The sequence below is a fragment of the Tateyamaria sp. GN1-10 genome (genome assembly GCF_055693845.1).
The window spans coordinates 2639583-2666563 of record NZ_JBVFUR010000004.1; the positions used below are offsets into that span (position 1 = coordinate 2639583).

The following is a 26981-nucleotide window of genomic DNA, read 5'->3' on the forward strand; positions in this document are numbered from 1 at the left end:
CCTTAGTCGGTGATCAGTCGTCAAACGGGAAAACGCCGGTGTCGTCTTTATCGCCACCTTTCTCTTCGGCAGCACGCACGCGCTTCTCGATCTCGTCCAGATGACCCAACTCGAACGGCCGTGCCGGACGCGGAATGTGTTTGAGCACCTGTTCGATCCCGTCCTCTGCCAATTGTGCCGCGTCGTTCGGAATCGCCTCTTGTTGTACGGCGTCCTGAACCGCAGCCAAAAAGATGCGCCCGCACCGATGTGCGCTTGGGTTGAACAGCGTGACGCATTGATGTTTGTCACAGCACGCCTGAACCACCGCGCTGTCGGTGAAATGATTGACGTAGTAAAATCCATCACCGATGCGGAAACTCCAGACCGCGTTGATCCGATAGCACCCTGGGGGCACGCGAATGCTGCGATGGCCACAAGGCGCGGGAATGACGGCATATTCCCGGTCGCACCAGCGCAGGATCGATCCATCGCAGTTGTAGATGTTGATGTACCAGGTGCGGCTGCTGATCTTGCATGGATCATCAAGGGCGGTCACCCAAACGTTTAGATTTGCCAAAGACATAAAGAATTCCTCCCAGAAATGGGCACAAACGCCCCGTGGGGCGCAAAAGAAGTGCATGTTTGAATTCAGGGGCGAGATGTCGCGCGGGGCACAACCCCCGTCCCAACGATCAACGACGCGACAATTGCGCCGTGAGATGCACTATATCACACAAGCGTGAGTCGAAAAACTCGCCTTTCGGGATTTCTGTCAGACGTTGGAAACGATGGTGCACGCCGACAAACGGCTACTCAGTCGTTTCGACAATCAAGAGTTCGCGTTCCGATGCGCCGCGCGCATGTTCAAGTGCGGCTTGATACGCGTCGGAATGGTAGCACCGCTCGGCCGTTTCGACATCGGGGAACCGGGCCACGACATTGCGGGGCCGGTCCTTGCCTTCCAGCTGCACGTAACGCCCGCCCCGGGCGATGAAGGTGCCGCCATGGTTGGCGATAGCGACCGTCGCGCCTGCTGCATATTTCTTGTATGCCTCTTCGTCCGTCACCGTGACATGTGCAATCCAGAGTGCTGGCATCTTATCCTCCCATGACCGCCTTGGCAGCTGCGATGGCCGCGTCGGCATTTGCTGCATCCTTGGCCCCGCCCTGGGCCATGTCCGGGCGACCACCACCGCCCTTGCCACCCAGCTCCACCACGGCAGCCTTGACCAGATCCACAGCGTTCACGCTGTCAGTCTTGTCCTGAGTGACACCCGCAGCCACGGCCACTTTGCCATCTGCATCCGCGATCAAAAGGATCGCGCCGGTGCCCATGCGGCTTTTGTGCTCGTCAATCAGTGCAGGCAGATCACGGCCTGTCACACCGCTCAGCACCTGCGCGAGGAACGGTGTTCCGTTCACATCCTCAGCTTCGGGCGCGGCTTGCCCGCCACCCGCCATCGCGAGATCACGGCGCAGCTGCGCCACTTCGGCAGCCAGCGCCTTGCGTTCGTCCATGAGCGCCTTGACGCGGGCCGGCACATCCTGGGCCTGCGCTTTCAGTTCGGTGGCCGTTCGAGCCAAGAGACCTTCTTGATCACGCAAGTGTTTCATCGCGGCCTGCCCCGTCAGCGCCTCGATCCGGCGCACACCGGCGCTGGACGCGCTGTCACCCAACGTGACGAAAGCCCCGATATCGCCCGTTTGGCGCACATGCGTGCCGCCGCACAATTCAAGCGAATAGGTATCGCCGCTGATGCCTTTGCCCGATCCGGCTTCGGTGCCCATGGACACCACACGCACCTCATCACCGTACTTTTCGCCGAACAGCGCTTGCGCTCCCAGGTCACGCGCATCATCGGGCGTCATGATCCGAGTCTCGACCGGTGCGTTCTGGCGGATATAGGCGTTTACCTCAGCCTCGACCGTGTTCAATTCTTCAAGGCTCATCGCCTTGCCATGGCTAAAGTCGAAACGCAGGCGATCCGGCGCATTGAGCGAGCCGCGCTGCGCCACGTGATCCCCAAGTGCATTCCGGAGCGCTTCATGCAGCAGGTGCGTGGCCGAGTGGTTTGCACGGATTGTCGTGCGCTGCGCGTGATCAACCTCGAGCCGAACGGGATCACCAACAGCCAGTTGACCGCTGTCCACCGTGACGTAGTGAGCATAAAGCCCGCCAGCCCGCTTTTGCACGTCGCTTACATGTCCGGAAAATCGAGTCTCGTATTCTTCCTGGCTTCCTTCGACGATCCGCACATGCCCATGGTCGGCAACCTGCCCACCCGATTCCGCGTAAAACGGGGTCTGATTGAAGACGACCCAGGCACCGCCTCCGTCGACATCCAGTGATGGGACTTCAGCACCCTCGCTGACAATGGCAAGCACCACCCCTTCAGCGATTTCGGTGTCATAGCCCAAGAAATCGGTGGCGGCGTGACTATCTGCCAAATCGAACCAGACGGTCGCATCGGCAGCTTCGCCAGATCCCGACCACGCGGCACGTGCCTTGGCCTTTTGCTCGGCCATGGCGGCATCAAAGCCTTCCGTGTCCACCCCACGCCCCTTTTCACGCAAGGCATCCTGCGTCAGATCAAGCGGGAAACCATAGGTGTCATAGAGTTTGAACGCTGCGGCTCCGGGCAGATCAGCATCATCGGCCAGCCCGGCGACCTCATCATCCAGCAGCTTCAGCCCTCGGTCGAGTGTTTGCTTGAACCGGGTTTCCTCGGCTTGAAGCGTTTCCGTGATCAACGCCTGCGCCTGACCCAATTCCGGATAAGCCGCGCCCATCTGCTGCACCAGGGCAGGCACCAGCCGGTACATGACCGGGTCCTTGGCCCCCAAAAGGTGCGCATGCCGCATCGCGCGGCGCATGATCCGGCGCAGCACGTATCCGCGCCCGTCATTCGACGGCATCACGCCGTCCGCAATCAGGAACGAGGTCGAGCGCAGGTGATCTGCAATCACCCGGTGATGCACGTTCTGGTCGCCATAGGGATCAACGCCCGTCACATCTGCGGAGGCTTCGATCAGCGACTTGAACAGGTCTGTGTCGTAGTTGTCGTGACTGCCTTGAAGCAACGCCCCAATGCGCTCCAGCCCCATACCGGTATCGATGGACTGCATCTCCAGATCGACCATTGACCCATCTTCGAACTGCTCGTTCTGCATGAAAACGATGTTCCAGATCTCGATAAAGCGGTCGCCATCCTCCTCCGGGCTGCCGGGCGGGCCGCCCCAGATGTGGTCGCCGTGATCATAGAAAATCTCGGTACACGGACCGCAGGGACCGGTCGGCCCCATCTGCCAGAAGTTGTCGGAGGTCGCGATGCGGATGATCCGGTCCTCGGGCACGCCAACCTTCTTCCAGATTTCGAACGCTTCATCATCGGTGTGATACACGGTGACATAAAGCCGTTCCTTGGGAATTCCGAACTCGCCCGTGATCAGGTTCCATGCGAAGGGGATCGCTTCGTGCTTGAAATAATCGCCGAAACTGAAGTTCCCCAGCATCTCGAAGAACGTGTGGTGGCGGGCGGTATAGCCCACATTGTCCAGGTCGTTGTGCTTGCCCCCGGCGCGCACACATTTCTGCGCTGTTGTTGCCCTAGTATAGTCGCGACGCTCAAGCCCGGTGAACAGGTTCTTGAACTGCACCATGCCCGAGTTCACGAACATCAACGTAGGATCGTTGCGCGGCACCAGCGGGCTGGAAGGCACAACGGCATGCCCTTGTTTTTCAAAGTAATTCAGAAAGGTCGAACGGATGTCATTGAGCGATGGCATGGGCATGGTCCCGGGGCGTCAGATCAGTTGCCCTGACATAGCCCCGAGGGCGGACAGTGTCCACAAACGAAACGGGGCGCCGCCGTCGCGACACCCCGTTCCGGATATTGTCCGCACCACGTCTGGCGCGCCGGGGACGTTCTGGGCCCGGTCCCCTGTGCCCGACCGATCAGGCCTCGAGGATATCGTCGTCCTCGACCTGCTCATGCTTGGGCATATCGAAGTCGAGCCCATGCGCCGCTCGGATTTTGTCTTCGATGTCATAGGCGATGCGGCCGTTTTCCTTCAGGAAGGTCTTGGCGTTCTCACGCCCCTGCCCGATCCGTTCGTCCCCATAGCTGAACCAGGAGCCCGATTTCTCGACCACGCCAGCCTTCACTCCAAGGTCGAGCAGTTCGCCCATTTTCGAGATGCCTTCGCCATACATGATGTCGAATTCCACCTGCTTGAAGGGCGGTGCCACCTTGTTCTTAACAACCTTGACGCGCGTCGCGTTGCCGACAACCTCATCACGATCCTTAAGCGCGCCGATACGACGGATATCGAGCCGGACGGAGGAGTAGAATTTCAGCGCATTGCCGCCCGTCGTCGTTTCGGGCGAGCCGAACATGACGCCGATTTTCATGCGGATCTGGTTGATGAAGATCACCATGCAGTTGGAACGGCTGATCGACCCGGTCAGCTTGCGCATCGCCTGGCTCATCAGGCGGGCTTGCACGCCAACGCTGCTGTCACCCATGTCGCCCTCGAGTTCTGACTTCGGCGTCAGAGCAGCAACAGAATCAACAACCACCATGTTCACGGCGCCGGAACGCACCAGCGTATCAGTGATCTCAAGCGCTTGTTCACCGGTGTCCGGCTGCGAGATCAGCAGCTCATCAATGTTTACGCCCAACTTCTTGGCATATTGCGGGTCCAGCGCGTGTTCAGCATCGACAAAGGCACAGACACCGCCCTGTTTTTGCTGTTCAGCCACGCAATGCAGGGTCAGCGTGGTTTTACCTGACGATTCAGGGCCATAGATCTCGACGATGCGCCCCATGGGCAAGCCGCCTATGCCAAGCGCGATGTCGAGGCCAAGCGAGCCGGTCGAGCTGGCCTTGATGTCCTGAATGGCGTTCTCGTCACCCAGCTTCATGATCGACCCCTTGCCGAACTGACGTTCGATCTGGGCCAGTGCGCTGTCGAGCGCCTTTTGTTTGTCTGCCGATTTCTTGTCTGTCATTGTCAAAAGGTCTGCCGTTGCCATTGCTTTGGTCCTTTGTGTCATACCCGCCCGGGGGCGGCAATCACTGCCGAGGCTGCTTCGATGTTCTCCTTGTGTTCCTTATGAGATCAAATCGGGAACATTTCAATAAATTTCTACGTAACTACCTTTTGCCGGCACGGGTTAAGGAGTAGTTTACGCGCCAAGGCAAAGATGAAGAAAAGCAGAACGGGGCAGGAAATGCTGGTGTTTTACAAGGCAAAGCTGGCGTTTCTAGCCGTGCCCAAAACGGGCACGTCGGCCTATGAAGCCGCGCTGGCGCCGCATGCGGACCTGATCATTTCCGAGCCTCCCGCGCTGAAACATGCGCCGGTTTACCGTTACAACCGATTCATCCGCCCCATGTTTCTCAATGTCTGCGATGTCGACCTGGATGTCATGGCCGTTATGCGAGACCCGATAAGTTGGTTGGGCAGTTGGTGGAGATATCGGCAACGTCCGTTTATGGCAGGCAAACCAAATGCCACCCACGACATCAGCTTTGACGATTTTGTGCTGGCATATATGAAAGGCAACAAACCACCGTTCGCAGACGTCGGAAGCCAATACAAATTTCTTGAACGCCAGCCGAACGGAACAGGTGTAACACATCTGTTTCGATACGAGGACCAACAGCGATTGCAAACGTTCCTGACGGAACGGCTTGGCGTGACTTTTGAGTTGGGACAGGAAAACGTCTCGCCCGCACGCGCGCTGGAGTTGTCACCTGACGTGGAAAAACGGTTTCGCCGAAAATTTGCCGAAGAGTTCGCCCTTTATGAGAGCATTCCGACAACCTGACGCGTTCAATGCAGCTGCTGGTGTACCGTCTCTGCGAGATCGTTCAGTGAAAACGGTTTCGGCAGGAAAACCGAATTTGGAATCTCCCGCTGCTGATCCGTCAGACGATCTTCGGCGTAACCCGAGACAAAGACGACGCGCACATCCGGACGTTCCTGAAGCGCTTCTCGTACCCAGGAGGGGCCATCTTTTCCGGGCATGACGACATCCGTCACAAAAAGATCAACGTTCAGAGACGCATCCTCCAATGTCTTGAGGGCTGCCTCGGCCGAGTCGGCCTCAAGCACCGTATACCCGCGCAGCCGCAAGGCGCGACTGGCGAAAGCGCGGACCGGTGCTTCGTCCTCGACCAGCAAAATCACCCCATCGCCATGTTTCGGCTCTGCCATCTGCGTTGGCACCTTCGCAGCAGGCGCTTTCGTCGTTGTCACTTCAAGGACCGGGAACATGATTGAAAAGCAAGTGCCCTGCCCCGGCGTGCTGTCGACAAAGATGAACCCGCCTGTCTGCTTTACGATCCCGTAGGCGGTGGAAAGACCCAAGCCGGTGCCCTCCCCGGTTTTCTTTGTCGTGTAGAACGGTTCGAACACTTTTTGCAGCTTGTCGGCAGAGATGCCCACGCCCTGATCAACGACGCGCAGACACACATAATCGCCAACGGGTACACTCACCCGATCGCGTTCCAGTGGTTCGGACAAGGTCATACACTCGGTCTCGATCTGTATTTCGCCGCCATCCGGCATGGCGTCACGCGCGTTGACGACGAGGTTCATCAAAACCTGCTCCAATTGTCGCTTGTCGGCGCGGATGGGCTTCAAAACTGGATCGTGGGACAGGTTCAGCGTGACCTTTTCTCCCACCAAACGGTTCAGCAGATGTGTGAGATCCGACATCGTGTCGCGCAGATCCAACTCTTCCGGGCGCAGCGTTTGCTTGCGAGAGAACGCAAGCAACTGGCCCACAAGAGCAGCGGCGCGATTGGCATTCTGATTGATCTGCACAAGGTCGCTATAGTCCGGGTCGCCTTGGTCATGACGCAGCAACAGCAGATCACAATGGCCCGAAATCGCGGTGAGCAGATTGTTGAAATCATGGGCAACACCGCCCGCCAGCTGACCAATTGCCTGCATTTTCTGGCTCTGCACGAACTGCGCTTCAAGTGTCTTGAGTTCGGTCGCATCAGCAAGGACAGCGATTACGGACACTTCACCATCTTCATTCATCCGATTGAGCGCGACCTGAACAAACATTTCCTTGTCCGAACGCGTTAACCTCAGGAATTCCGATTGCTGAACCGCCCGCCCCGACACCGTTTCTTCGAGCCAATCGCTGATCGGACGCCCCAGACCAGCCATCAGATCGGAAATGTGTTTATCTTCCGCCAGCGCGTCTCCAATCAACTCGGATGCGCAGCGATTAAAGCCACGCACATCACCGGCGGGCGAAAACCGGACCAGCGGCACGGGCAAATCCTCAAGCGATGCCCAACTGCCTGATTTCTCATCGTCGCCTTCGGTTGGCGGCGGCAGAAGATAATAGGCCCGGCGCCCCGCACCCGCATCGACCTGCGTGACAAGAACGTCAACCGGACCATCCGGCGTCGTCAAAGGGTTCACATATCCCAATTTCACTGGAACCTGTTCGATAACGGCTTCAAGTGTTTTGATCCGCCCACCGACAAGTTTGCGGGCACTTTCGTTCATATAGAGAACGGCACCTGTGCGACCGACCATCAGCATCGGCAAACCAGGGCCGTCGGCACCGCGCCCTTGTCCTGTATCCGGCGCAGCCTCAAGCCGCCAAAGCAGCGTGTCGTCTTCCATTTCGTGTACAGCAATGCGCATGTGCCCTTTGCGTGTCACGATATCCTCGCGTGCGGCCCCATCAATCTCGGCCTGCTTCCTCAGCCGGAACAAAATACCACCCGGGTTCGCAAAGGTATTGCGCAACGTGCCTGCCATCGTCTCACCCTTACGGGTGGCATAGGTCTGTCGCGCCGCCGCATTGGCTTGCAACACCTCGCCGTCACTTGTGCACACAAAGCTGGGCGACGCGTCTTTTTCAATAAAGGCGGCGATGGAAGATATCGTGCTTTCGTGGCGCGATCGGGATTTTCGGGCCTGCAACGTGACTGCAAAGCCAAGGCCCATTACGGCCAGCGAAGCCGCCAACAGGCCCATCTGTATCAAACGATCGGGTGCAAGAACGCCCATCACGCCAAGCAATACAGCCGCGCCCAGAAGGCTGATGGCCCGATGCGAGCCGTCCTTGTCGGGCCGTGTCAAATTGAATGGCGATCCCACACTGTCGGGCACCAGGCACCTCGTCTCTCTCGATTCGTTGTGCCTTTCTGCGACCAAAACGGTTAACTGCCTCTTAAGCCCTGTCCGTTTCTGCGCATCCAGAAAGTGACGCCAAAGGCGAAACATCCCAGCACGATAAACCTGAGGTTGAGTAAGCCCTTCTCAACCAGCGCGTGTCAAGTGGGTAGCAAAGAAACCATCGCCCCACTCGTCAACAGCCCAACGCTGTGTCGCATCTATGCTGAAGTCTGCGGCCCCATCGACGAAGTTTTGCACCTGCTCTTCGTTTTCCTCACGCAACACGGAACAAGTTGCATACAGAAGCGTTCCACCCGGCACGACAAGCGCTGCAGCTTGGGCCAGTATCTCGCTTTGAATACGTGTCAGATCATCCAGACGGTCCTGGGTCAGTGCCCATTTCGCATCAGGCGCGCGCCGCCATGTCCCAGACCCCGAGCAAGGGGCGTCGACAAACACCAGATCAAACGGCGGACTGGATGCCAGACCTCCGGACGGACAAATCTTGATATCATGCCCCCCGCGCGCAGCCCGTGCAGGCAGGTCGCTCATCCGGGACGCATCAACATCACTGGCAGTCACAGACCAGCCACGCGCAGCCATAGCCAACGCCTTGCCACCACCGCCCGCGCAGATGTCCAGCGCCTTGCCGGGAGTGCCAAGACCAGCGACTGCAGCTTGGCTTGACGCATCCTGTATCTCCACAAGACCGTTTATGTAGGCCAGCGCGTGCCGAACACGGCGCGCGCCTTCGATAACTGTCAAGGCCGTTGCCGCACGCGGATTGGCAATGGTTTCAATACCGTCCTCTTTCAACGCCAATTGAGCGTCGGCAACGCTGGATTTGGACATGTTGACCCTGAGGGTTACGGGCGCACGTCCAGTCAAGGCGCGTGCGGTCTGTTCGGCATCGTCTCCAAGACTGTTTTCAAAGATTGGAACCAGCCAATCCGGTAGATCCCAAGCGACACCCTGAGGATCAAGCGGTTTGCTTCTTTCACGCTCCAAATCGGACAAAGGTGCGGGCGCATACCCTCGACCATCAAACAATGTGTCAGGGTCAATGCCTTGGTCGCGCAATCGCCCAATCATGCGTGCGCGCCCGCTGTCCGCGCCACCGCGCGCAGCATCGCTACGCCAGTGTCGCAGCACATCAAAAACGTGATCACGGATGGCCGCACGATCCTTGGAACCGGCAAACCGACTGGCACGCGCCCAGCGGGTCAGTGCCTTTTCGGCCGGTTGTCCAGCGTCGATGGCGTCAAGTACTTCGATGGCCGCAGCGACGCGTGCACCGGGTGTCATTGCGCCAAACTCACGTGAAGTTCACACCGTAACACCTTGTTTCCTCACATAGCCCGATAGTTCGGCGACTCGCGCGTGATCTGTACGTCATGCACATGGCTCTCCTTGAGGCCCGCGCCAGTGATCTTCACGAAGTTGCAGTTTTTCCGCATCTCATCGACGGTCGCGCAACCGGTGTAGCCCATTGCAGCCCTCAAACCACCCACCAACTGATGGATGACGGCACCCGCCGATCCCTTGTAAGGCACCTGCCCCTCGATCCCTTCGGGCACCAGCTTGTCACTGGCCGCGTCCTTCTGGAAATACCGGTCGGCAGACCCGCGCGCCATCGCGCCAAGGCTGCCCATGCCGCGATAGGATTTGAAGCTGCGGCCCTGGTACAGAATGACCTCACCCGGAGATTCGTCTGTCCCCGCGATCATGCTGCCCACCATTGCGCAGGATGCGCCCGCCGCGATGGCCTTGGCGAAATCGCCTGAGAACTTGATTCCGCCATCCGCAATAACCGGCACATCGCCCGCCGCAGCGGCACAATCCATAATAGCAGTCAGCTGGGGTACACCCACGCCCGCCACCATCCGCGTGGTGCAGATCGACCCGGGTCCAATGCCCACCTTGACCGCATCCGCACCCGCATCAATCAGAGCGCGTGTGGCCTCGCCCGTGGCGACGTTGCCAGCGACGATTTGCACCTCGTTCGACAGGTTCTTGGCCCGGCGCACCGCCTCGGCGACACCTTCGGAATGCCCGTGGGCTGTGTCGATCACGATCATGTCGACACCGGCATCGACCAGGGCTTGCGACCGTTCAAAGCCAGCGTCCCCAACGGTCGAAGCCGCCGCCACACGCAAACGCCCCAAATCGTCCTTGCAGGCGGTCGGGTTCAACACGGCCTTTTCGGTGTCCTTAAGGGTCAACAGACCCGTCAGCTTGCCCTCGGCATCTGTCACCAGCAGCTTTTCGATCCGTCGCGCCTTCATCAGGCTGATCGCCTCGTCCCGGTCCGCAGGTTCGTGCAGGATGGCAAGATCTTTCGTGGTCATCATGACCGATACAGGCGTCTTGTCATTCTCGGCAAAGCGCATGTCGCGATTGGTCACGATCCCGACAACGCGCCGATTTTCATCCACGACGGGGAAGCCCGAGAACCCATAGCGTTCGGACAACTCGCGCGCGTCAGCGAGGGTCTGATTGGCGTTAAGCGTGATGGGGTTATAGACGATCCCGCTTTCGAACCGCTTCACCCGGCGGACCTCCTGCGCCTGTGCCGCGATATCCAGATTGCGGTGCACGACCCCCATGCCGCCAGCTTGCGCCATGGCGATGGCCATGCGCCCCTCGGTCACTGTGTCCATGGCCGAGCTGAGCAGCGGGATATTCAGATCAATGCTGCGGGTGACCCGCGTGCGGGTGTCAGCGGTCGTGGGCAGCACGCTGGACGCGGCCGGAACCAGAAGAACATCATCGAAGGTGAGCGCCTCGCGAATCTCCATGGGGGTCTCCTTGGGAGGGTTCGTTTGACGCCTCCCTATTTCATGGACCTGCAAAAATGGGAAGCCCTATTGCGCGCAAGATTTCAACGCGCCACGCTGCCCTTCATGCACACTGAAAAACTGTCCCACATGCCCACCCTTTGCGATACCGAGCGCATCGTCTCGGAGCCGGGCACGTGCAACATGCGTGGAACGATCCGCACTGATCTGCCGAAAACCCTGTGGATCACCGGCCATGGCGTCTTGGGGATAGTGGGTATTCTGGTATTTCCGCAGTGGGACGCGGCGGTGGTCTTTCTGCTGCTGACCGCACTCACCGTCTGCGCGGGCCACTCCGTGGGCATGCACCGTTTGCTGATCCACCGCAGCTTCGAGACGCATCGTCTGATCGAATACATTTTGGTCTGGTTGGGCACATGTGTCGGGATGGCCGGTCCGATCGGCATGATCCGGACCCACGACATGCGCGACTGGCATCAACGTCAGCGCACATGTCCGGCACATCCAGCGCATCGCGCCGGATTTCTGAAAGACGCATGGTGGCAACTTTGCTGTCGCTATGACCTCGCCTGCCCCCCACGCTTTGTGCTCGAGCAGCGCGTGGCCCAAGATCCCATCTATGTCTGGATGGAGCGCATATGGTGGCTGCAGAACCTGCCTATCGCTCTATTGCTCTTTGCCTTTGGGGGATGGGCTTGGGTGCTGTGGGGCGTCAGCCTGCGTATTGTTGCCTCTCTCGTTGGCCATTGGTGGATCGGCCATGTCGCCCATCGACGCGGACACCAGGGTTGGGTCATTGCAGGACTGCCGGTACAGGGTTTCAACGTACCCGGCTGGGGCCTTGTGACCTTTGGAGAGAATTGGCACGGCAATCACCACGCTTTCCCTTATTCCGCCCGCCTCGGCGTCGAAAAAGGTCAGATCGACCCGGGGTTCTGGCTTATCTCCACGCTCGAGACCTTTGGTTTGGTATGGAACGTCAAAACACCCGGTGACGAACCGGATCGCCCCGGCCTCACCCGCGTGCAGAACGGGGCTTGCAGCGGCACCGAAAGCGCGGGCATGGTCCAGCCCCATGACAAATACATATGATACCGGCCGACTGAACCTGCCATTTGTCGGCATATCGACCTTCGGCAAACGCCCCTATGCCGAGGATTGGACAGCGCTCAATGCGGATGTGGCAATCCTGGGCGCGCCCTTTGATGCCGGAACGCAATGGCGTTCGGGCGCCCGGTTCGGCCCGCGGGCGGTGCGCGAGGCGTCCACGCTGTTCAGCTTTGGCCATGCCGGGGCCTACGATCACGAGGATGACGCGACCTACCTGCCCGAAACCGTGCGGATCGTGGATATGGGCGACGCGGACATCATCCACACGGATACGGAAGGCAGCCACGCCAACATTGAAGCCGGTGTGCGGGCCGCCTTGGCCGCAGGTGCCATGCCCGTCACCATTGGCGGTGATCATTCGGTCAACATCCCCTGCATCCGGGCCTTTGACGGTCAGGGTGACATCCACATTCTTCAGATCGATGCACACCTGGATTTTGTCGATGAACGCCACGGCGTGCGGCATGGCCACGGCAACCCCATGCGACGCGCGGCAGAGTGTGACTACGTGACCGGGCTGACGCAGGTCGGCATCCGCAATGTCAGCTCGACCGCCAAGGAAGGCTACGATGATGCGCGCGCGATGGGCTCGGACATCCTCTCGGTCCGTCAGGCGCGCGTGCTTGGGCCCAAAACAGTGATTGACCGCATCCCCGAGGGCGCGCGGCTCTACGTCACCATCGACATCGATGCCTTCTGCCCCTCGATTGCGCCCGGCACCGGCACGCCAAGCCATGGCGGGTTTTTGTACTATGACGTGCTGGAGATGCTACAAGCGGCGGCGAAACGGCACGACATCGTGGGAATTGATCTGGTTGAAGTGGCGCCCGACTACGACCCAACGGGCTCAACCGCCATTCTGGCCGCACAGGTTTTGATGAACCTGTTGGGCTTCATCTTTCACGCCCGCGCGTCTCACTAGCGTGCAAGGGGGCCAGCCCCCTCAGCGCATAGCGCCTCACCCCCGAGGTATTTTCCGCCAGAAGAAGGCGCAATCTGCCGCCCTGGAACCGGGCCATGTCGTTTGACACCTTTCCCCCGCGGTCGGGCTGACTATTGTAGGGAAAGGCAAGGTCACCGAGGCGTTTATGAGCACTGATCCACTCGTCGTATTTACCCCGTCCGGCAAGCGCGGGCGTTTTCCTGTCGGCACGCCGATACTGACTGCCGCCCGCCAGCTTGGCGTCGACCTTGATTCCGTCTGTGGCGGGCGCGGGATTTGTTCCAAGTGCCAGATCACGCCGAGCTATGGCGAGTTTCCCAAGCACGGTGTGACCGTGGCCGACGATGCCCTGTCGGAATGGAACAAGGTCGAAGAGCGTTACAAATCCAAGCGCGGGTTGATCGATGGCCGCCGCCTGGGATGTCAGGCCACGGTGCAGGGCGACGTGGTCATTGACGTGCCCCCGGAAAGCCAGGTGCACAAACAGGTGGTGCGCAAACGGGCCGAGGCGCGCGACATCGTCATGAACCCCTCGACCAAGCTTTACTATGTCGAGGTGGCCGAACCAGACATGCACGACCCCTCGGGCGATCTGGAGCGGCTGGTCGGCGCCATCGAGGCCGATTGGGGCATCAAGAACATCCACGCCGATCTGCACATCCTTCAGGACCTGCAACCGGTGCTGCGCAAGGGCGCGTGGAAAGTCACCGTCGCCATCCACCTCGGCGATGACGAAAACGCGCCGCGGATCATGCATATATGGCCCGGCTATTACGAAGGCGCGGTCTATGGCCTTGCTGTCGATCTAGGGTCCACCACCATCGCCGCGCACTTGTGTGATCTGACAAGCGGAGAGGTCGTGGCCTCCTCGGGTATCATGAACCCGCAGATCCGGTTTGGTGAGGATCTGATGAGCCGCGTCAGCTACGGCATGATGAACACCGGCGGCGCGGGTGAAATGACGGCAGCTGTGCGCGAGGGAATGAACGCCCTTTTCACCCAGATCGCGACCGAGGCCGAGATTGACAAGGGCCTGATCGTGGACGCTGTCTTTGTCTGCAACCCGGTCATGCACCACCTGTTGCTGGGCATCGATCCGTTCGAGCTGGGTCAGGCCCCCTTTGCCCTTGCCACATCGAACGCGCTGCGCCTGCGGGCCGATGACCTTGACCTGAACATCCACCCCTCCGCTCGGATTTACCTGCTGCCCTGTATCGCGGGCCATGTGGGCGCAGATGCCGCTGCCGTGGCACTCAGCGAGGCACCGGACAAGTCAGAAGACCTGGTTCTGGTGGTCGATGTGGGCACCAACGCTGAAATCCTGCTGGGAAACAAGGACAAGGTACTCGCCTGTTCCTCCCCCACCGGACCCGCTTTTGAAGGGGCGCAGATCAGCGCAGGCCAGCGCGCCGCCCCCGGCGCAATTGAACGGGTCGAGATTGATCCGGTCACCAAGGAACCGCGCTTTCGCATCATCGGGGTTGATCTGTGGTCCGACGAAGACGGGTTCGAGGCCGCCGCCGCGGGCACCGGGATCACCGGCATCTGCGGCTCTGGCATCATCGAAGCCATTGCCGAAATGCGGCTGGCCGGACTGCTCGACGCCTCGGGCCTGATCGGCAGCGCGGCGCAGACCGGGTCGGATCGCTGCGTGCCCGACGGGCGCACCCAAGCCTATGTCCTGCATGACGGCACCGCCATCGGCGGGCCAAAGATCACCGTCACCAACCCTGACATCCGCGCCATCCAGATGGCGAAGGCCGCGCTTTACTCTGGCGCGCGACTGCTGATGGACAAGTTTGGCGTGGATCAGGTCGACCGGGTCGTGCTGGCGGGCGCATTCGGCGCGCATATCTCGTCCAAACACGCCATGGTGCTGGGCATGATCCCCGACGCCCCGCTGGACAAGGTAACCTCGGCGGGCAACGCCGCCGGAACCGGCGCGCGCATCGCGCTCCTGAACCGCGACGCCCGGGGCGAGATCGAAGAGACGGTCCGCCGTATCCACAAAGTCGAAACCGCCATCGAACCGCGCTTCCAGGAGCATTCTCGTAAACGCCTCCGCCATCCCCAACTCCGCCGATCCATTCCCGATCCTGAACGGGATCGTCGACCTGCCCAATGTCAGCTTCAACACCGGCGGCGACACCGCAGGTGGTGGGCGCCGTCGCCGGAGACGCGCATGAGCAATGCGGAGCAGGAAGAGTTCTGGACCGATGCCGCCGGTCCGAAATGGGTCACGCAGCAGACGCAGATGGACACGCTTCTGGCCCCAGTGCTCGACCTGGTTCTGGACCAAGCCGCCCTTCGGCCCGGTGACCGGGTGCTGGATATCGGCTGCGGTACGGGTGTCAGTGTCGTGGCCGCAGCACGCGCGGTGGGCAGCCAGGGCCATGTGACCGGGCTTGATATCTCGGAAACGATGTTGGACCTGGCGGCGGCACGACTGCCGGACATGACGAACGCGGCACTTTTGAAAGCGGACGCTCAGACACACCGGTTTGATAAACCTTTCGACGCGATGATCTCCCGCTTTGGCGTCATGTTCTTTGACGACACGGTGGCGGCACTCTCCAACCTGAATGCGGCCCTTGCCCCGAATGGGCGGATGACCTTCGCGGCATGGGGGCCCGCGCCGCAGAACCCCTATTTCATGGTACCGGCCAAGGCGGCCGCCAGCGTGCTGGGGCCCATGCCCAAGACGGACCGCACGCTGCCCGGCCCCTTCGCGTTCGAGGACAGCACGCGGATACTGGCGCAAATGGCACAGGCCGGGCTGAAGAACACGGACGTTGAAACAGTCTCGGTCGACCTGACATCGGTGGGCGATGTAGCCGAGACCGCGGCGTTGATGATGCAGATCGGACCGGCAGAAGCGGCCGTGCGCCACCACGGCGTGGACGCCGAAGCCGCCCAACAGGTGCAATCCGCCGTGGCCGACGCCATCGCGCAATTCGACACCGATGACGGGCTGCGCATTCCGGCCTGCATCCACATCTACAGCGCACGCAAACCCGCTTGACGCCAGCCGCCCCCACGCCTATCCCAAGCCCCGAGCGCGGGTATGGTGAAAAGGTATCACGGCAGCTTCCCAAGCTTTAGTTACGGGTTCGATTCCCGTTACCCGCTCCACAACCTTACCCTTCAGGATAGTTGACTTCCGCCCATACCTTGAGTGCCCGGATATGGGGTAACAGGTCCGCACTGCGGTCTGTCAGGCTATACTCAACGCGCAGCGGCATTTCGTCGAACGGCTTCCGATGGACCAGGCCGTCGGCTTCCAATTTGCGCAAAGTTTGGGTCAGCATTTTCTGCGTCACACCATCCAAACGCCGCCGTAGAGCGCAAAAGCGTTCAGGCCCATCGGCCAGGGCAACAATCACCAACAAGGTCCATTTCTCTGCCAATCAGGCAAAGAACTGCCGCGATGGGCAGGCCTTGGCAAAGCTCGGCATCGAAGCCGGGCATACCATTTTGCTGGACAGTCGTACCCCGCCCGGTCAAAGAACAGGTCAGTCTGGCAAGTGCCTGCGCCGACAGCGACATGGTGATCCTCGCCATACCCTATACCGCAGCGCGGGACACACTGGTTCCACTCGCAGCTGCTATTGGCAACAAGATCGTTGTTGATGCGACCAATCCGCTAAATGATGACTGGAGCCCGCTGCAGCTTGGCGAGTCCACCTCGGCGGGTGAAAATGTGCCGGATTGGCTGCCTCAGGCGCGGGTGGTCAAAGCCTTCAACACCATCTTCGGGGACATCATGACAAAGTGAGGCTTGAACCGGGATGGCAGGGCCGCGACGGCTTTCATCGCGGAAAATGACGCAGACGCCGTGGACACTGTCAAATCGCTGACTGCGCGCATGGGGCTCACCCCGGTGGTGACCGGCCCGTTGTAGATCAGCCAGCACCTTGGGGCGATGGCGCATTTGAACATCGCGATAGCTGCGGGTCAGAACGGCGGGACAAATGCCGCCTTCCTGTACCACCAAGGTTGAAAGAGATGGCAGGCGGTCGACCCGCCTGCCACCGCTACAGATCACTATCGCGTGCGCATGCAGGTGTGGCCTTGATTTAGGAACCGTTTGGTCCACTTTTGCCCAAAAGGAGATGTGCACCGTGCCACACGTCAACACATGGCAAATCGCAACCGACCGCACGGTGATGAGGCGCGCGACCAAGATTGCTCTTGTCGTCGGCATCGTCATCGCGGTGATCAACCACGGCGATCGGATGGCTGCGGGCCAGATGGACGCCAGTGCGTGGCTGAAATGCGCGCTGACCTTCCTTGTGCCCTACTCCGTCTCCACCTACTCTTCGGTCATGGCCGTACGGGAGCGGCTGCAAAACCTCGGGGACTGATCCACTTTGAACATCCTGTTTGTGATGTATGACCAGCTGCGGTTCGACTACCTCAGCTGTGCCGGGCATCCGCATCTGCATACGCCGAATTTCGACCGGGTGGCGGCAATGGGCGTGCGTTTCACCAACGCCTATGTCCAATCCCCGATCTGCGGCGGATCGCGGATGTGTTTCTATACCGGACGCTACGCTGCATCTCATGGCGCCCACTGGAATGGGTTTCCCTTACGTGTGGGGGAACACACGTTGGGCGATCACCTGCGCAAGATCGGCATGTCCTGCCACCTGATCGGCAAGACGCATATGACGGTCGATGCCGAAGGGATGGAACGGCTGGGGTTAGACGCAGATAGCGTGATCGGCGTGCGCACCTCGGAATGCGGGTTCGACCCATGGGTGCGTGACGACGGGCTCTGGGCCGAAGGTCCAGACGGTTTTTATGATGAAAGGCGAAGCCCTTACAACGAATACCTCAAGTCAAAAGGGTATGACGGCAGCAACCCATGGGCCGACTACGCCAACGCCAGTGTTAAGGACGGACAAATCGCATCCGGCTGGTTCTTCGACAACACCGACCTGCCCGCCAACATCCGCGAGGAGGACAGCGAAACGCCGTGGCTCACCTCGGAAGCGATCCGTTTCATCGATCAGGCGACCGGCCCATGGTGCGCGCATCTTAGCTACATCAAACCGCACTGGCCCTACATCGTTCCCGCACCCTACCACGACATGTATGGCCCCAACCACGTGCCCGCCGCCACCCGCGCCGACGGCGAACGGATCAATGCGCACCCGGTCTTTGACACCTTCATGAACGGCCCCGTAGGACGCGCCTTTCAGGATGAAGAGGTGCGGGCCAAGGTGATCCCCGCCTATATGGGCCTGATCAAGCAATGCGACGACCAGTTGGGCCGCCTGCTCGATCACCTGGAAGCGACGGGCCAGATGGGCAGCACCATGATCGTGCTGACCTCGGACCACGGCGACTATTTGGGCGATCACTGGCTGGGTGAGAAAAACCTGTTCCACGACCCTTCCGTCAAGGTGCCCATGATCATCTATGACCCGCGCGAGGCTGCGAACAGCACCCGCGGCACCACATGCGATGCACTGGTCGAATCCATCGACCTCGCCGCCACCTTCGTTGAGGCCGCAGGTGGCACCGTGCCCGACCACATCATCGAAGGACGCAGCCTGCTGCCGTGGCTGCAAGGTGAGACGCCCGACTGGCGCGACTACGTGATTTCCGAATACGACTTCTCGGCTCAACCCGTCGCGGTGAAGTTGGGGCTGGAGCCGCGCGACTGCCGCCTCTTCATGGTGTTCGACGGGCGGTATAAGCTGATGCACTGCGCGGCCCCCGGCCTGCGCAACATGCTGTTCGATCTCGAAACGGATCCGGACGAGTTGATCGACCTTGCCAAGACCGACGCCCACGTTGCCATCGAAGCCCGCTTGCTCACGCATCTCCATGACTGGAGCCTGCGCATGTCGCAACGCACCACACGGTCCGAAGACCAGATCAAGGCAATGCGCGGCGCTTCAAACGGCAAAGGCATCCTGATCCACCTCAAGGACGGCACGGAAGTCGATGAAAAACTGACACAAAAGTATCGCGGCCCAGCCCGCCAGACCCACCTCAAGGACTGATCCAATGCATCGTCGCTTCTGCTTTGCCACGTTGGCAATCAGCGCGCTCGTTGCGCACCCCGTCATTGCGCAACCAGCCTACGACATGGGTGCCCTTCCCAAGGGCGCAACGTTCACGTGGCACGCGGACAACGGCAATGCCACGGTCAAGTACCTGGGCCAGAACGGCCCACTCTTCAAATTCCGCTACACCCGCGACGCCAGCCAGGGCCAGCCCGTCAAGGTCACCTCCTGGTCGGACCGTGCCGGCGACACGGTCAAGGCACGCGTTCCGAGCGGCACGGTCACCTTCACCCCACATGATTGCAGCATGACGCCGGGCACCTGTCAGTACACAGAATCCCATTCCCGCTATGGCAGGCGCAATGTTGTCTCTACCGTCACATTTAAAGGCGGCACCAGGCACTACACCAAGCATGAAGACCGGGTATCACCAGGCACTTTGTTTGAGAAAGGCACGGTCTGCATCGACCAATACGGCGTGGCGCTCGACCGAGACTATCAGCATTTCGAAAACGGTGCCGTGACCAAGACGGGTTGGACCCGGCGCAATCGCTGACTGATACGGCCTCTAGCCGATCAACACCTCGCCAAATTCCTCCCGCAGGTTCCGCTTGAGCACCTTGCCGGTCGCATTGCGCGGCAGCACGTCGGTGAACACCACCTTGTCCGGCACCTGCCACTTGGCGATCTTGCCTTCGAAAACAGCCAAAATCTCAGCTTCACTGGGCGCCTGCCCCTCAGCCACAACGGCGACCAGAACAGGCCGCTCGTCCCATTTCTCATGCCACGCACCAATCACCGCAGCATCGGCCAAGGCCGGATGCGCGATGGCAATGTTTTCCAGATCCACGGACGAAATCCACTCGCCCCCCGACTTGATGATGTCCTTGGACCGGTCCTTGATCGACAAATACCCATCCGGGTCCAGCGTCGCCACATCACCGGTGTCAAACCAGCCGCCGGTCAGTGTTTCGTCTACGGTCTTCTGGAAATAGCTGTCCAGGATCCAGTGCCCCCGCACCATCAGCGCGCCCTGTGCCTCTCCGTCATGGGACAATGGGTTGCCGTCATCATCCATGATTTCCAGCTCTACACCCCACGGCGGACGGCCCTGGTTCTCGCGCAGCTTGTGTTGCGCCTCGATCGGCAAGTCGGCGTGTTTGGCCAACGGCTGGTTGGACGAGCCAAGCGGCGACATCTCTGTCATGCCCCAGGCGTGGATCAGCTCCACCTCATATGTCTCGCGGAAGGCGGCAATCATCGATGGCGGACAGGCAGACCCACCAACCACGGTCCGTTTGAGCGATGTCAGTTGCGACCCGGATTTCTCAGCCTCACCCAAAAGCCCCAGCCAAATCGTCGGCACACCCAGGGCAATAGACACCTTGCACCCGTCAATCAGCTTTACCAGCGACGGCCCATCCAGTCCCGGGCCCGGCAACACCATCCGCGCGCCCACCTGCGCACAGGCATAAGGTGTGCCCCACGCATTCACATGGAACATCGGCACCACGGGCAGCACAACGTCGCGGGCCGAAAAGCCAATGCAATCAGGCGTGTTCGACGCAAAGGCATGCAGCACGGTGGACCGGTGGGAATACAGAACACCCTTGGGGTTTCCCGTCGTTCCCGACGTATAGCAAAGCGACGACGCGGTATTCTCGTCGAATTCCGGCCACGCGAAATCAGGTGATCCGGTGGCGATCAAATCGTCATAGAACTCCAGCCCCTCGATCTCCGCCGCGGCCGCCTCGTCGCGGCCTTCCATCAGCACCACATGTTTCACACCCGGGATCTTGTCGCGGATGGCTTTCACAAGCGGGACAAAGGTGCGGTCGATAAACAGCACCCGGTCCTCGGCATGGTTGATGATATAGATCAGCTGTTCGGGAAACAGGCGCGGATTGATCGTGTGGCAGACCAGACCGGCGCCTGAGACACCGAAGTAAATCTCAAGGTGCCGCCGGTTGTTCCACGCAATAGTGGCGCAGCGGGCATGCGGTTCAAGACCCAGCTTGAGCAACGCGTCGCCCAGCCGATGGGCATTGGCCCCAACCTGCCCCCATGTCGTCTCTTCCACGCCGCCACCTGTGTTCACAGACGTAATGGCTGTCTCACCATGATACCGCGCCGCGTGGTCGACCAGTGAAGAAATGGTCAGGGGGTAGTTCATCATTTGGCCAAGCATCGGCGCCTCCCGTTTTTCCTGTCAGAGCAACGCCTTGCCTGCACGGCCCTCCCCGGCCCCGCGCGTTCCTCCCTTGGGTCAACCCTGCCAAGGGGCGACGGCCCATGCAAGCGTGGCGTGCACGGGATGACGCAAAGACAAGGGGCCAGCCACCGGCCAGCCCCTCGTTCGAACGCCTCAGGCTCAGATCAGCCGCATTGCAGCGCCTTGGCGTGCTGAATGTGACCGCGATGCGCCTCGACATAGGCGATCATACCGGCCAACACACTCGGCTGCCCCTTGAACCCATGCCACGGCTTGAAATGCGGCACATGCAGGAACGTGGTCGGGTCACGCTTGAGCAGGTTGGCAAAGACCGACGCCACCAGACGGCCCCCGGCCCCGGTCAGCTTGCCATCACCCTTCTCCTTTGCCTCTTGCAGGCAATAGAACCACAGCGGCGTCTTGGTGATGCCCTTGGCCTTGAGGATCGCGGGCGGATCGATGGCATGCGTGCCAAGATGCGCCGCCATATGCTGACCGCTGGCCAGCTGATAGGTATAGCGGTCGCGCACCATGTTGCGCAGGGCCAGGTTGCGGGACTGATCCAAGGTCAGCGTTTCCTCGATATCCGCCAGTTCAATCGGCGCATGGACAAAGGGCAGGTTCAAAAGCGGCATACCCAGTTTCGGCCCCACCGGCCGCGCCTTTTGCGAGGCGACCGCCCCATTCATGCCAAAGAACTTGGCATAATCGATGTTCCCGCTTGTTGGCCTGCGTCCAAAGCCAAGGGTTGCAAACAGCCCCTTCGGATCGGCGCCTTCCGTCAACGCGTACTCGAATTGGGTGGTGGCATGACCAAAGCGATACCCGGCACCGGTGAACTCGACCGGCATGACGGGTGCATCCCAACCGAACGCATGGTTGTCCAGCGCCCAATCCAGACATTCCTGCTGGACAAAGGCAGGCAGCAATTCGCACCACACGATCCATTGGTAATGCAGCCGGATGAAACGACGGACCTCCTCAAAGTTGGTCAGCTTTGGGCTGACATGATCATGCCAGACATGTTTCGGCAGGCCCTCATGGGCGCAGGTCTTGATGTCCTTCGCATCATCGCCATCTTCAACCCGCTTGCTCATCAGGATGTTGTGCAGCTCGATGAAAATCGCCTGCACCTGCGCCACGAGGATGTTCTCGTCATTGCGCGGATCGCCAATCAGCGCCTTGCCCGCACAGGTCCGGGCCAGGTCACGCGGATTGTCTTTGCGACCAAAGACAAGAAACTGCTCTGCCTCGCCCTCACCATAAAGATGCGGTGACGCCTCCGGCCCCGCCCCATAGACACAGTCCAGATCAAGGCTCGGCGTCCGCACATTCGGGATGGTCGAAGGATCGATACGGGAGCCAAGGGCAGATGTCGCATCCAGCGTAATGTCGTGATCCACGAATTGGCCAAGAAAGGTCATGCCAGCATCCGCATGTCCGTCCTCGTTCTCGGTCACACCCATGGATTGGGCAAGCTCATCCAGCGCCGCAATGACATCTGCATGGTTGATGTTCTTGATGTGAACAGGGTTCGCGGACAAGACCCGCCCCAGTGTCTGCGCAAAGGGCCTTGAGGGTCCCTTGCCATGAATACACGTTTTGAAAAGTTGATCGAGCCGTGTCAGCCCGTGTTGTGTGCCAGCCATAATATTGGCCTCCGGTGCATGTTAAAGAAACAGAGCGCAAAATATGGCGCGCCCTGCGCAACATTATTACATCCGGACACAGCACCGGGTCAGGTCAGGCATTCCTGACCGCCACAAGTTTGGGCGAATAACCGCTCACCAAAGGCCAAATAACTCAGTTTTTTCGCAAGGATACAATCCTGAATTGAACTAAAAAACACCCCGTCTCCATAGAAATGGATCGCGTGGGGCGCCGTTCAGACCATTCGACAGCTGCTTTTAGCGGTGCGCATGCAGATATTTGACCAGCGCTTGGGTGGAGCCGTCCTTGCCATCTGCAGGCGCCGCCCCCTCGACAATGGGCTGCAACGCCGTTGCAAGTTCCTTGCCCAACTCAACGCCCCATTGGTCGTAAGAGTTGATGCCCAGAATGACGCCCTCGACAAACACCCGATGCTCGTACAGCGCCACGATCTGACCCAGGGTGAACGGATCAAGCGTGGGATAAATCAGCGTGGTAGACGGCCGGTTGCCGGCAAAAACCCGATGCGCCGCCTGACGCTCCAACTCGTCTCCCTCGAACTTGCCGGCAATCTTCGCGCGCGCCTCATCCAGCGTGCGCCCGCGCATCAACGCCTCGGACTGCGCCAAACAATTGGCGACCAGCAGGTCATGATGATGGCTCAATTCCGGCTCATGCCCCGCACAGGCCACCATGAACTCGCAGGGAATGACTGACGTGCCCTGATGGATCAGCTGATAAAACGCATGCTGTCCGTTCGTGCCAGGTGCACCCCAGACAACGGGACCACTCTCAACCGGAACACCACCTCCATCCATCGTCACCGACTTGCCGTTCGATTCCATCTCAAGCTGTTGGAAATAGGCAGGCAACTGCCCCAGCCGCTGATCATAAGGCAGAACGGCGCGTGACGCGTGCCCCAGCACCTGCCGATGCCAGATGCCAACAAGGGCCAGCATCAAAGGCATGTTTTCGACGCCCTCAGCAGCCCTGAAATGCGTGTCCATATCCTGTCCGCCGCGCAGGAAGGCACGGAACCCATCCGGCCCCACGGCCATCATCAGGCTCAGGCCAATCGGCCCCCACATCGAATAGCGGCCCCCGACCCAATCCTCGAAACCAAACACACGCTCCGCCGGAATCCCGAACTCGGATGTTTTCTCAAGGTTGGTCGACAGGGCCGCAAATTGCGCCGCCGGATCGCCACCATGATCCAGCATCCACGCCCGCGCCGTGCGCGCATTCGTCATGGTCTCGATCGTGGTGAATGTCTTGGACGCGACGATCACCAATGTCGTCTTCGCATCCAGCCCGCACAGCGTGTCCGCAATGTGCGCGCCATCTACGTTCGACACGAAATGGCAGCGTGGCCCGTCGTGATAAGGCGTCAGCGCCTGAACAGCCATGGCAGGCCCAAGGTCCGACCCGCCGATCCCGATATTGATCACATCGGTGATGGCACTGCCGCGGATCTCGCCTGCATAAGCCTCCATCCGGCCAAGCGTTTCCAGAACGCCCGGCATGACATCCTCGCCATCGACCAGAACCGGACCACCATCCAGGTTCCGCAAGGCCGTGTGCAGAACGGCCCGCCCCTCGGTCTCGTTGATCTTTTCACCGGAGAACATCGCATCACGCCGTGCCGCAACGCCCGATGTCTCGGCCAGGTCCAGCAGCATATCACGTGTTTCAGTGTCTATGTTGGTCTTGGAATAATCGAACAGCATGTGCTGCGTCTGAACCGCGAACACATCCGCACGCGCATCATCGAACAGGTCCAGAAGGGCGCGACCGGACACGGCCTCCGCCTTGGCCTTCAAAGCGTTCCACATGTCTCTTACTCCGCCCAGTGCACCGTCAGGCCGCTCATAACAGCTTTGATGGGCGCCTCAACCGGGTCGAGGCCCTCTGCGCGCTCCAACGCCGCCCGCTTCTCGGAGCCATAGATCACGAGATGCTTTGCCATCGCCCCCGCAAGGGCCGGACCTGAGAACGAGATCCGAGGCTCCTGCCCCGCAACCGACACCGGCACAACCAAAGGCGCGTTATCGGCCAGCATCGTGTCCAGCCCCACAGCCCCCGGAAAAAGGGACGCCGTATGCATATCCGCACCCATCCCCAGCAACAAAAGCGAGATTGGCATCTGGTCCGCCAATTGCTCGGACAGAGCCGGAGAGGCCTGTTCAGGCGTTTGCCCGTCCCTGTAGAACGGCACGAACTTGGCCTGCGCCGCACGGCTCTGGAACAACCGATCCTTCAGCAGCTTCGCGTTCGACCTGTCGTGATCCTCCGGCACCCAGCGCTCATCGCTCAGCATGACATTGACGCGCGACCAGTCCAGATCAGCCGCACACAGACTGTCAAAGATCGGGCCCGGCGTCGTCCCGCCCGGCACAACAAAAGAGGCTGAGGGATGCACCAGCAGGCAGTTCTTCAACTCGCTCGCCAGCGCATCGGCCAGTCCCATGGCCAGCAGGTCACGGTCAGGATACTCAACGATATTCATGGGGCCACCTTTCTCCACACTCTGGTGTCGCGGGCCAGAAGCTGAACGGCATCCACTGGCCCTTCGCTGCCCGCATCATAGGTCTTCGGCACTTCCCCACGCGCTTCCCATCCATTTATGATCGGATCGGTCCAGGCCCAAGCCGCCTCGACCTCATCGCCACGCATGAACAGGGTCTGGTTGCCACGGATCACATCCATGATCAAACGCTCATACGCATCGGTCTGATCCGCGCCATCCGCCCCCAACGCCTCGGCAAAGGACATATCCAGCGGCACATCCACCAACCGCATCCCCCCGGGACCGGGTTCCTTGATTGTCACGCCCAGCGTAATCCCCTCGTTCGGCTGCAACCGGATCGACAGGACATTGCGATGATCCGATTGCTCACCAAAGATCGAGTGATTCAACTCCTTGAACACCACGGTGATCTCGCTGGACCGGGCTTTCAGCATCTTGCCTGTGCGCAGGTAAAACGGCGTCCCCGCCCACCGCCAGTTGGAAATGCCCACCTTCATGGCAATGTAGCTTTCGGTGCGCGTGCGCGGGTCCCCCACCGCCTCGCGATAGCCGGGCTCGCTCTCGGACGCTTCATATTGACCGCGCACGATGTGATACGGCTCGACATCATCCAGCGCCCTGATCACCTTCAACTTTTCATCGCGCACCGCATCAGGATCGAATTTGGATGGCGGCTCCATCGCAATCAGGCACAAAAGCTGCATCAGGTGGTTCTGCACCATGTCCCGCATCGCGCCTGACTTGTCGTAATATTCACCCCGACCACCCACGCCGACCGTCTCGGCCACGGTGATCTGGATGTGGTCGACATATTGCGAATTCCACAACGGCTCGAACAGCATGTTGCCAAAGCGGACCGCCATCAGGTTCTGCACCGTCTCTTTGCCAAGATAGTGATCGATCCGGTAAATCTGGCTTTCGTCGAAATGCATGGCCAGGTCGCGGTTCAGCGCCTTTGCCGAGGGCAGATCGCGGCCAAAAGGTTTTTCCACCACGATCCGGCTGTCCGCATCGGTCAGCCCATGCGCGTTCAACCGGTGGGCCAGATCCGCAAACAGGCTTGGACCGACAGAGAAGTAATACGCACGCACCACATCCGGGCGGACCAGTTTCGCCAGCTCGTCCCAGCCCTTGTCGCCTCGGGCGTCGATCGTGACAAATTCCATCCGCTCCAGGAAACCGGCCAGCGTGCCTTCTTCACAGCTGTGGATCCCACCAAACTCTGCAATCGCCTCGGCCACGAAGTCGCGATAGGCCGCGCTGTCCATATCACCGCGTGCAGCACCGATCACACGGGCCCCCTTGGGCATTTGCCCTGCACAAAAACGGCGGAACAGACCCGGCAGAATCTTGCGGCGTGCAAGGTCTCCTGTGCCGCCAAAGATCACCAGATCAAACGGATCGACCGGGATAACGCGCGATACCATGGCAAGGCTCCCTCTTGCATGCCTAGAAAATGTTTGCGCTACCACTAGCAGATTCAAACAGATACTCAACGCCCGATGCTGCACCTGCATCACACGGTCACATATTTCTATCACAAAGCCGTCAATGGGACACAGTCCGCTTTCACCTTGCCCCCGCGCGA

General features: G+C 60.1%; 20 protein-coding genes, 1 tRNA gene and 2 pseudogenes. 10 read left to right on the forward strand and 13 right to left on the reverse strand.

The annotated features are described in order from the left end of the window. Positions 1-13: 13 nt before the first annotated feature. From ACZ1HN_RS15005 to recA, 4 genes are all read right to left on the reverse strand, one after another. Positions 14-565 carry a hypothetical protein gene (locus ACZ1HN_RS15005; RefSeq protein ID WP_472728088.1) on the reverse strand — a complete coding sequence of 184 codons (552 nt, stop codon included), beginning with the start codon at positions 563-565 and terminating at the stop codon, positions 14-16. Positions 566-791: 226 nt separating this feature from the next. Continuing rightward, complete coding sequence (locus tag ACZ1HN_RS15010; RefSeq protein ID WP_299198442.1) at positions 792-1079, reverse strand: DUF1330 domain-containing protein; 288 nt, start codon at positions 1077-1079, stop codon at positions 792-794. A gap of 1 nt (position 1080) precedes the next feature. After that, entirely contained in the window at positions 1081-3768 is a 2688-nt protein-coding gene (gene alaS, locus ACZ1HN_RS15015; RefSeq protein WP_472728089.1) for an alanine--tRNA ligase, read from the reverse strand. A gap of 169 nt (positions 3769-3937) precedes the next feature. Next, positions 3938-5017, reverse strand: coding sequence for a recombinase RecA (gene recA / locus ACZ1HN_RS15020; RefSeq protein ID WP_299198488.1), 1080 nt, complete (start codon positions 5015-5017; stop codon positions 3938-3940). Positions 5018-5215: 198 nt separating this feature from the next. On the opposite strand from recA, the gene ACZ1HN_RS15025 reads away from it, so the two are divergent. Then, complete coding sequence (locus tag ACZ1HN_RS15025; protein ID WP_299201090.1) at positions 5216-5815, forward strand: gamma-glutamyl kinase; 600 nt, start codon at positions 5216-5218, stop codon at positions 5813-5815. A gap of 5 nt (positions 5816-5820) precedes the next feature. Here ACZ1HN_RS15025 and ACZ1HN_RS15030 read toward each other — a convergent pair whose 3' ends face one another. The 3 genes from ACZ1HN_RS15030 to guaB form a co-directional block, all read right to left on the reverse strand. Then, entirely contained in the window at positions 5821-8028 is a 2208-nt protein-coding gene (locus ACZ1HN_RS15030) for an ATP-binding protein (RefSeq protein ID WP_472729332.1), read from the reverse strand. Between the two features lie 252 nt (positions 8029-8280). Next, positions 8281-9441, reverse strand: coding sequence for an RsmB/NOP family class I SAM-dependent RNA methyltransferase (locus ACZ1HN_RS15035; protein WP_472728090.1), 1161 nt, complete (start codon positions 9439-9441; stop codon positions 8281-8283). A 44-nt stretch (positions 9442-9485) separates the two neighbouring features. Then, a complete protein-coding gene (gene guaB, locus ACZ1HN_RS15040) occupies positions 9486-10934 on the reverse strand; it encodes an IMP dehydrogenase (RefSeq protein WP_299198531.1) in 1449 nt (482 codons plus the stop codon). A gap of 105 nt (positions 10935-11039) precedes the next feature. On the opposite strand from guaB, the gene ACZ1HN_RS15045 reads away from it, so the two are divergent. The 5 genes and pseudogenes from ACZ1HN_RS15045 to ACZ1HN_RS15065 all read left to right on the forward strand — a co-directional run bounded on the left by ACZ1HN_RS15045 (position 11040) and on the right by ACZ1HN_RS15065 (position 16119). After that, positions 11040-12026: an acyl-CoA desaturase gene (locus ACZ1HN_RS15045; protein WP_472728091.1), complete on the forward strand. Its 987-nt coding sequence runs from the start codon at positions 11040-11042 to the stop codon at positions 12024-12026. Next, positions 12010-12966 (forward strand): agmatinase, encoded by a 957-nt coding sequence (speB, locus tag ACZ1HN_RS15050; protein WP_472728092.1) that lies wholly within the window; start codon positions 12010-12012, stop codon positions 12964-12966. The genes ACZ1HN_RS15045 and speB overlap by 17 nt, the downstream gene beginning before the upstream one ends. Before the next feature lie 166 nt (positions 12967-13132). Beyond that, a pseudogene (locus ACZ1HN_RS15055) lies at positions 13133-15173 on the forward strand (ASKHA domain-containing protein). Positions 15174-15256: 83 nt separating this feature from the next. Then, positions 15257-16009, forward strand: a pseudogene (locus ACZ1HN_RS15060) (class I SAM-dependent methyltransferase); the annotation flags it as partial. A 36-nt stretch (positions 16010-16045) separates the two neighbouring features. Beyond that, positions 16046-16119, forward strand: a tRNA-Gly gene (locus ACZ1HN_RS15065). 5 nt (positions 16120-16124) lie between these two features. Here ACZ1HN_RS15065 and ACZ1HN_RS15070 read toward each other — a convergent pair. After that, complete coding sequence (locus ACZ1HN_RS15070; RefSeq protein WP_472728093.1) at positions 16125-16394, reverse strand: winged helix-turn-helix transcriptional regulator; 270 nt, start codon at positions 16392-16394, stop codon at positions 16125-16127. 20 nt (positions 16395-16414) lie between these two features. On the opposite strand from ACZ1HN_RS15070, the gene ACZ1HN_RS15075 reads away from it, so the two are divergent. The 4 genes from ACZ1HN_RS15075 to ACZ1HN_RS15090 all read left to right on the forward strand — a co-directional run bounded on the left by ACZ1HN_RS15075 (position 16415) and on the right by ACZ1HN_RS15090 (position 19560). After that, positions 16415-16762 carry an NADPH-dependent F420 reductase gene (locus tag ACZ1HN_RS15075; protein WP_472728094.1) on the forward strand — a complete coding sequence of 116 codons (348 nt, stop codon included), beginning with the start codon at positions 16415-16417 and terminating at the stop codon, positions 16760-16762. Positions 16763-17108: 346 nt separating this feature from the next. Beyond that, a complete protein-coding gene (gene nrtS / locus ACZ1HN_RS15080; RefSeq protein ID WP_472728095.1) occupies positions 17109-17351 on the forward strand; it encodes a nitrate/nitrite transporter NrtS in 243 nt (80 codons plus the stop codon). Between the two features lie 6 nt (positions 17352-17357). Further along, positions 17358-19001, forward strand: a complete 1644-nt coding sequence (locus ACZ1HN_RS15085; RefSeq protein WP_472728096.1) for a sulfatase-like hydrolase/transferase — start codon at positions 17358-17360, stop codon at positions 18999-19001. A 4-nt stretch (positions 19002-19005) separates the two neighbouring features. Next, positions 19006-19560, forward strand: a complete 555-nt coding sequence (locus tag ACZ1HN_RS15090) for a hypothetical protein (protein ID WP_472728097.1) — start codon at positions 19006-19008, stop codon at positions 19558-19560. Positions 19561-19572: 12 nt separating this feature from the next. Here the strand turns inward: ACZ1HN_RS15090 and ACZ1HN_RS15095 are convergent, their stop codons facing one another. The 5 genes from ACZ1HN_RS15095 to zwf form a co-directional block, all read right to left on the reverse strand. Then, entirely contained in the window at positions 19573-21192 is a 1620-nt protein-coding gene (locus ACZ1HN_RS15095) for a long-chain fatty acid--CoA ligase (protein ID WP_472728098.1), read from the reverse strand. A 188-nt stretch (positions 21193-21380) separates the two neighbouring features. After that, positions 21381-22865 carry a peroxidase family protein gene (locus ACZ1HN_RS15100; protein ID WP_472728099.1) on the reverse strand — a complete coding sequence of 495 codons (1485 nt, stop codon included), beginning with the start codon at positions 22863-22865 and terminating at the stop codon, positions 21381-21383. Between the two features lie 258 nt (positions 22866-23123). Continuing rightward, a complete protein-coding gene (gene pgi / locus ACZ1HN_RS15105; RefSeq protein WP_472728100.1) occupies positions 23124-24698 on the reverse strand; it encodes a glucose-6-phosphate isomerase in 1575 nt (524 codons plus the stop codon). 5 nt (positions 24699-24703) lie between these two features. Beyond that, a complete protein-coding gene (gene pgl / locus ACZ1HN_RS15110) occupies positions 24704-25372 on the reverse strand; it encodes a 6-phosphogluconolactonase (protein WP_299596816.1) in 669 nt (222 codons plus the stop codon). Continuing rightward, entirely contained in the window at positions 25369-26820 is a 1452-nt protein-coding gene (zwf, locus tag ACZ1HN_RS15115; RefSeq protein WP_472728101.1) for a glucose-6-phosphate dehydrogenase, read from the reverse strand. The genes pgl and zwf overlap by 4 nt, the downstream gene beginning before the upstream one ends. Positions 26821-26981 lie beyond the last annotated feature (161 nt).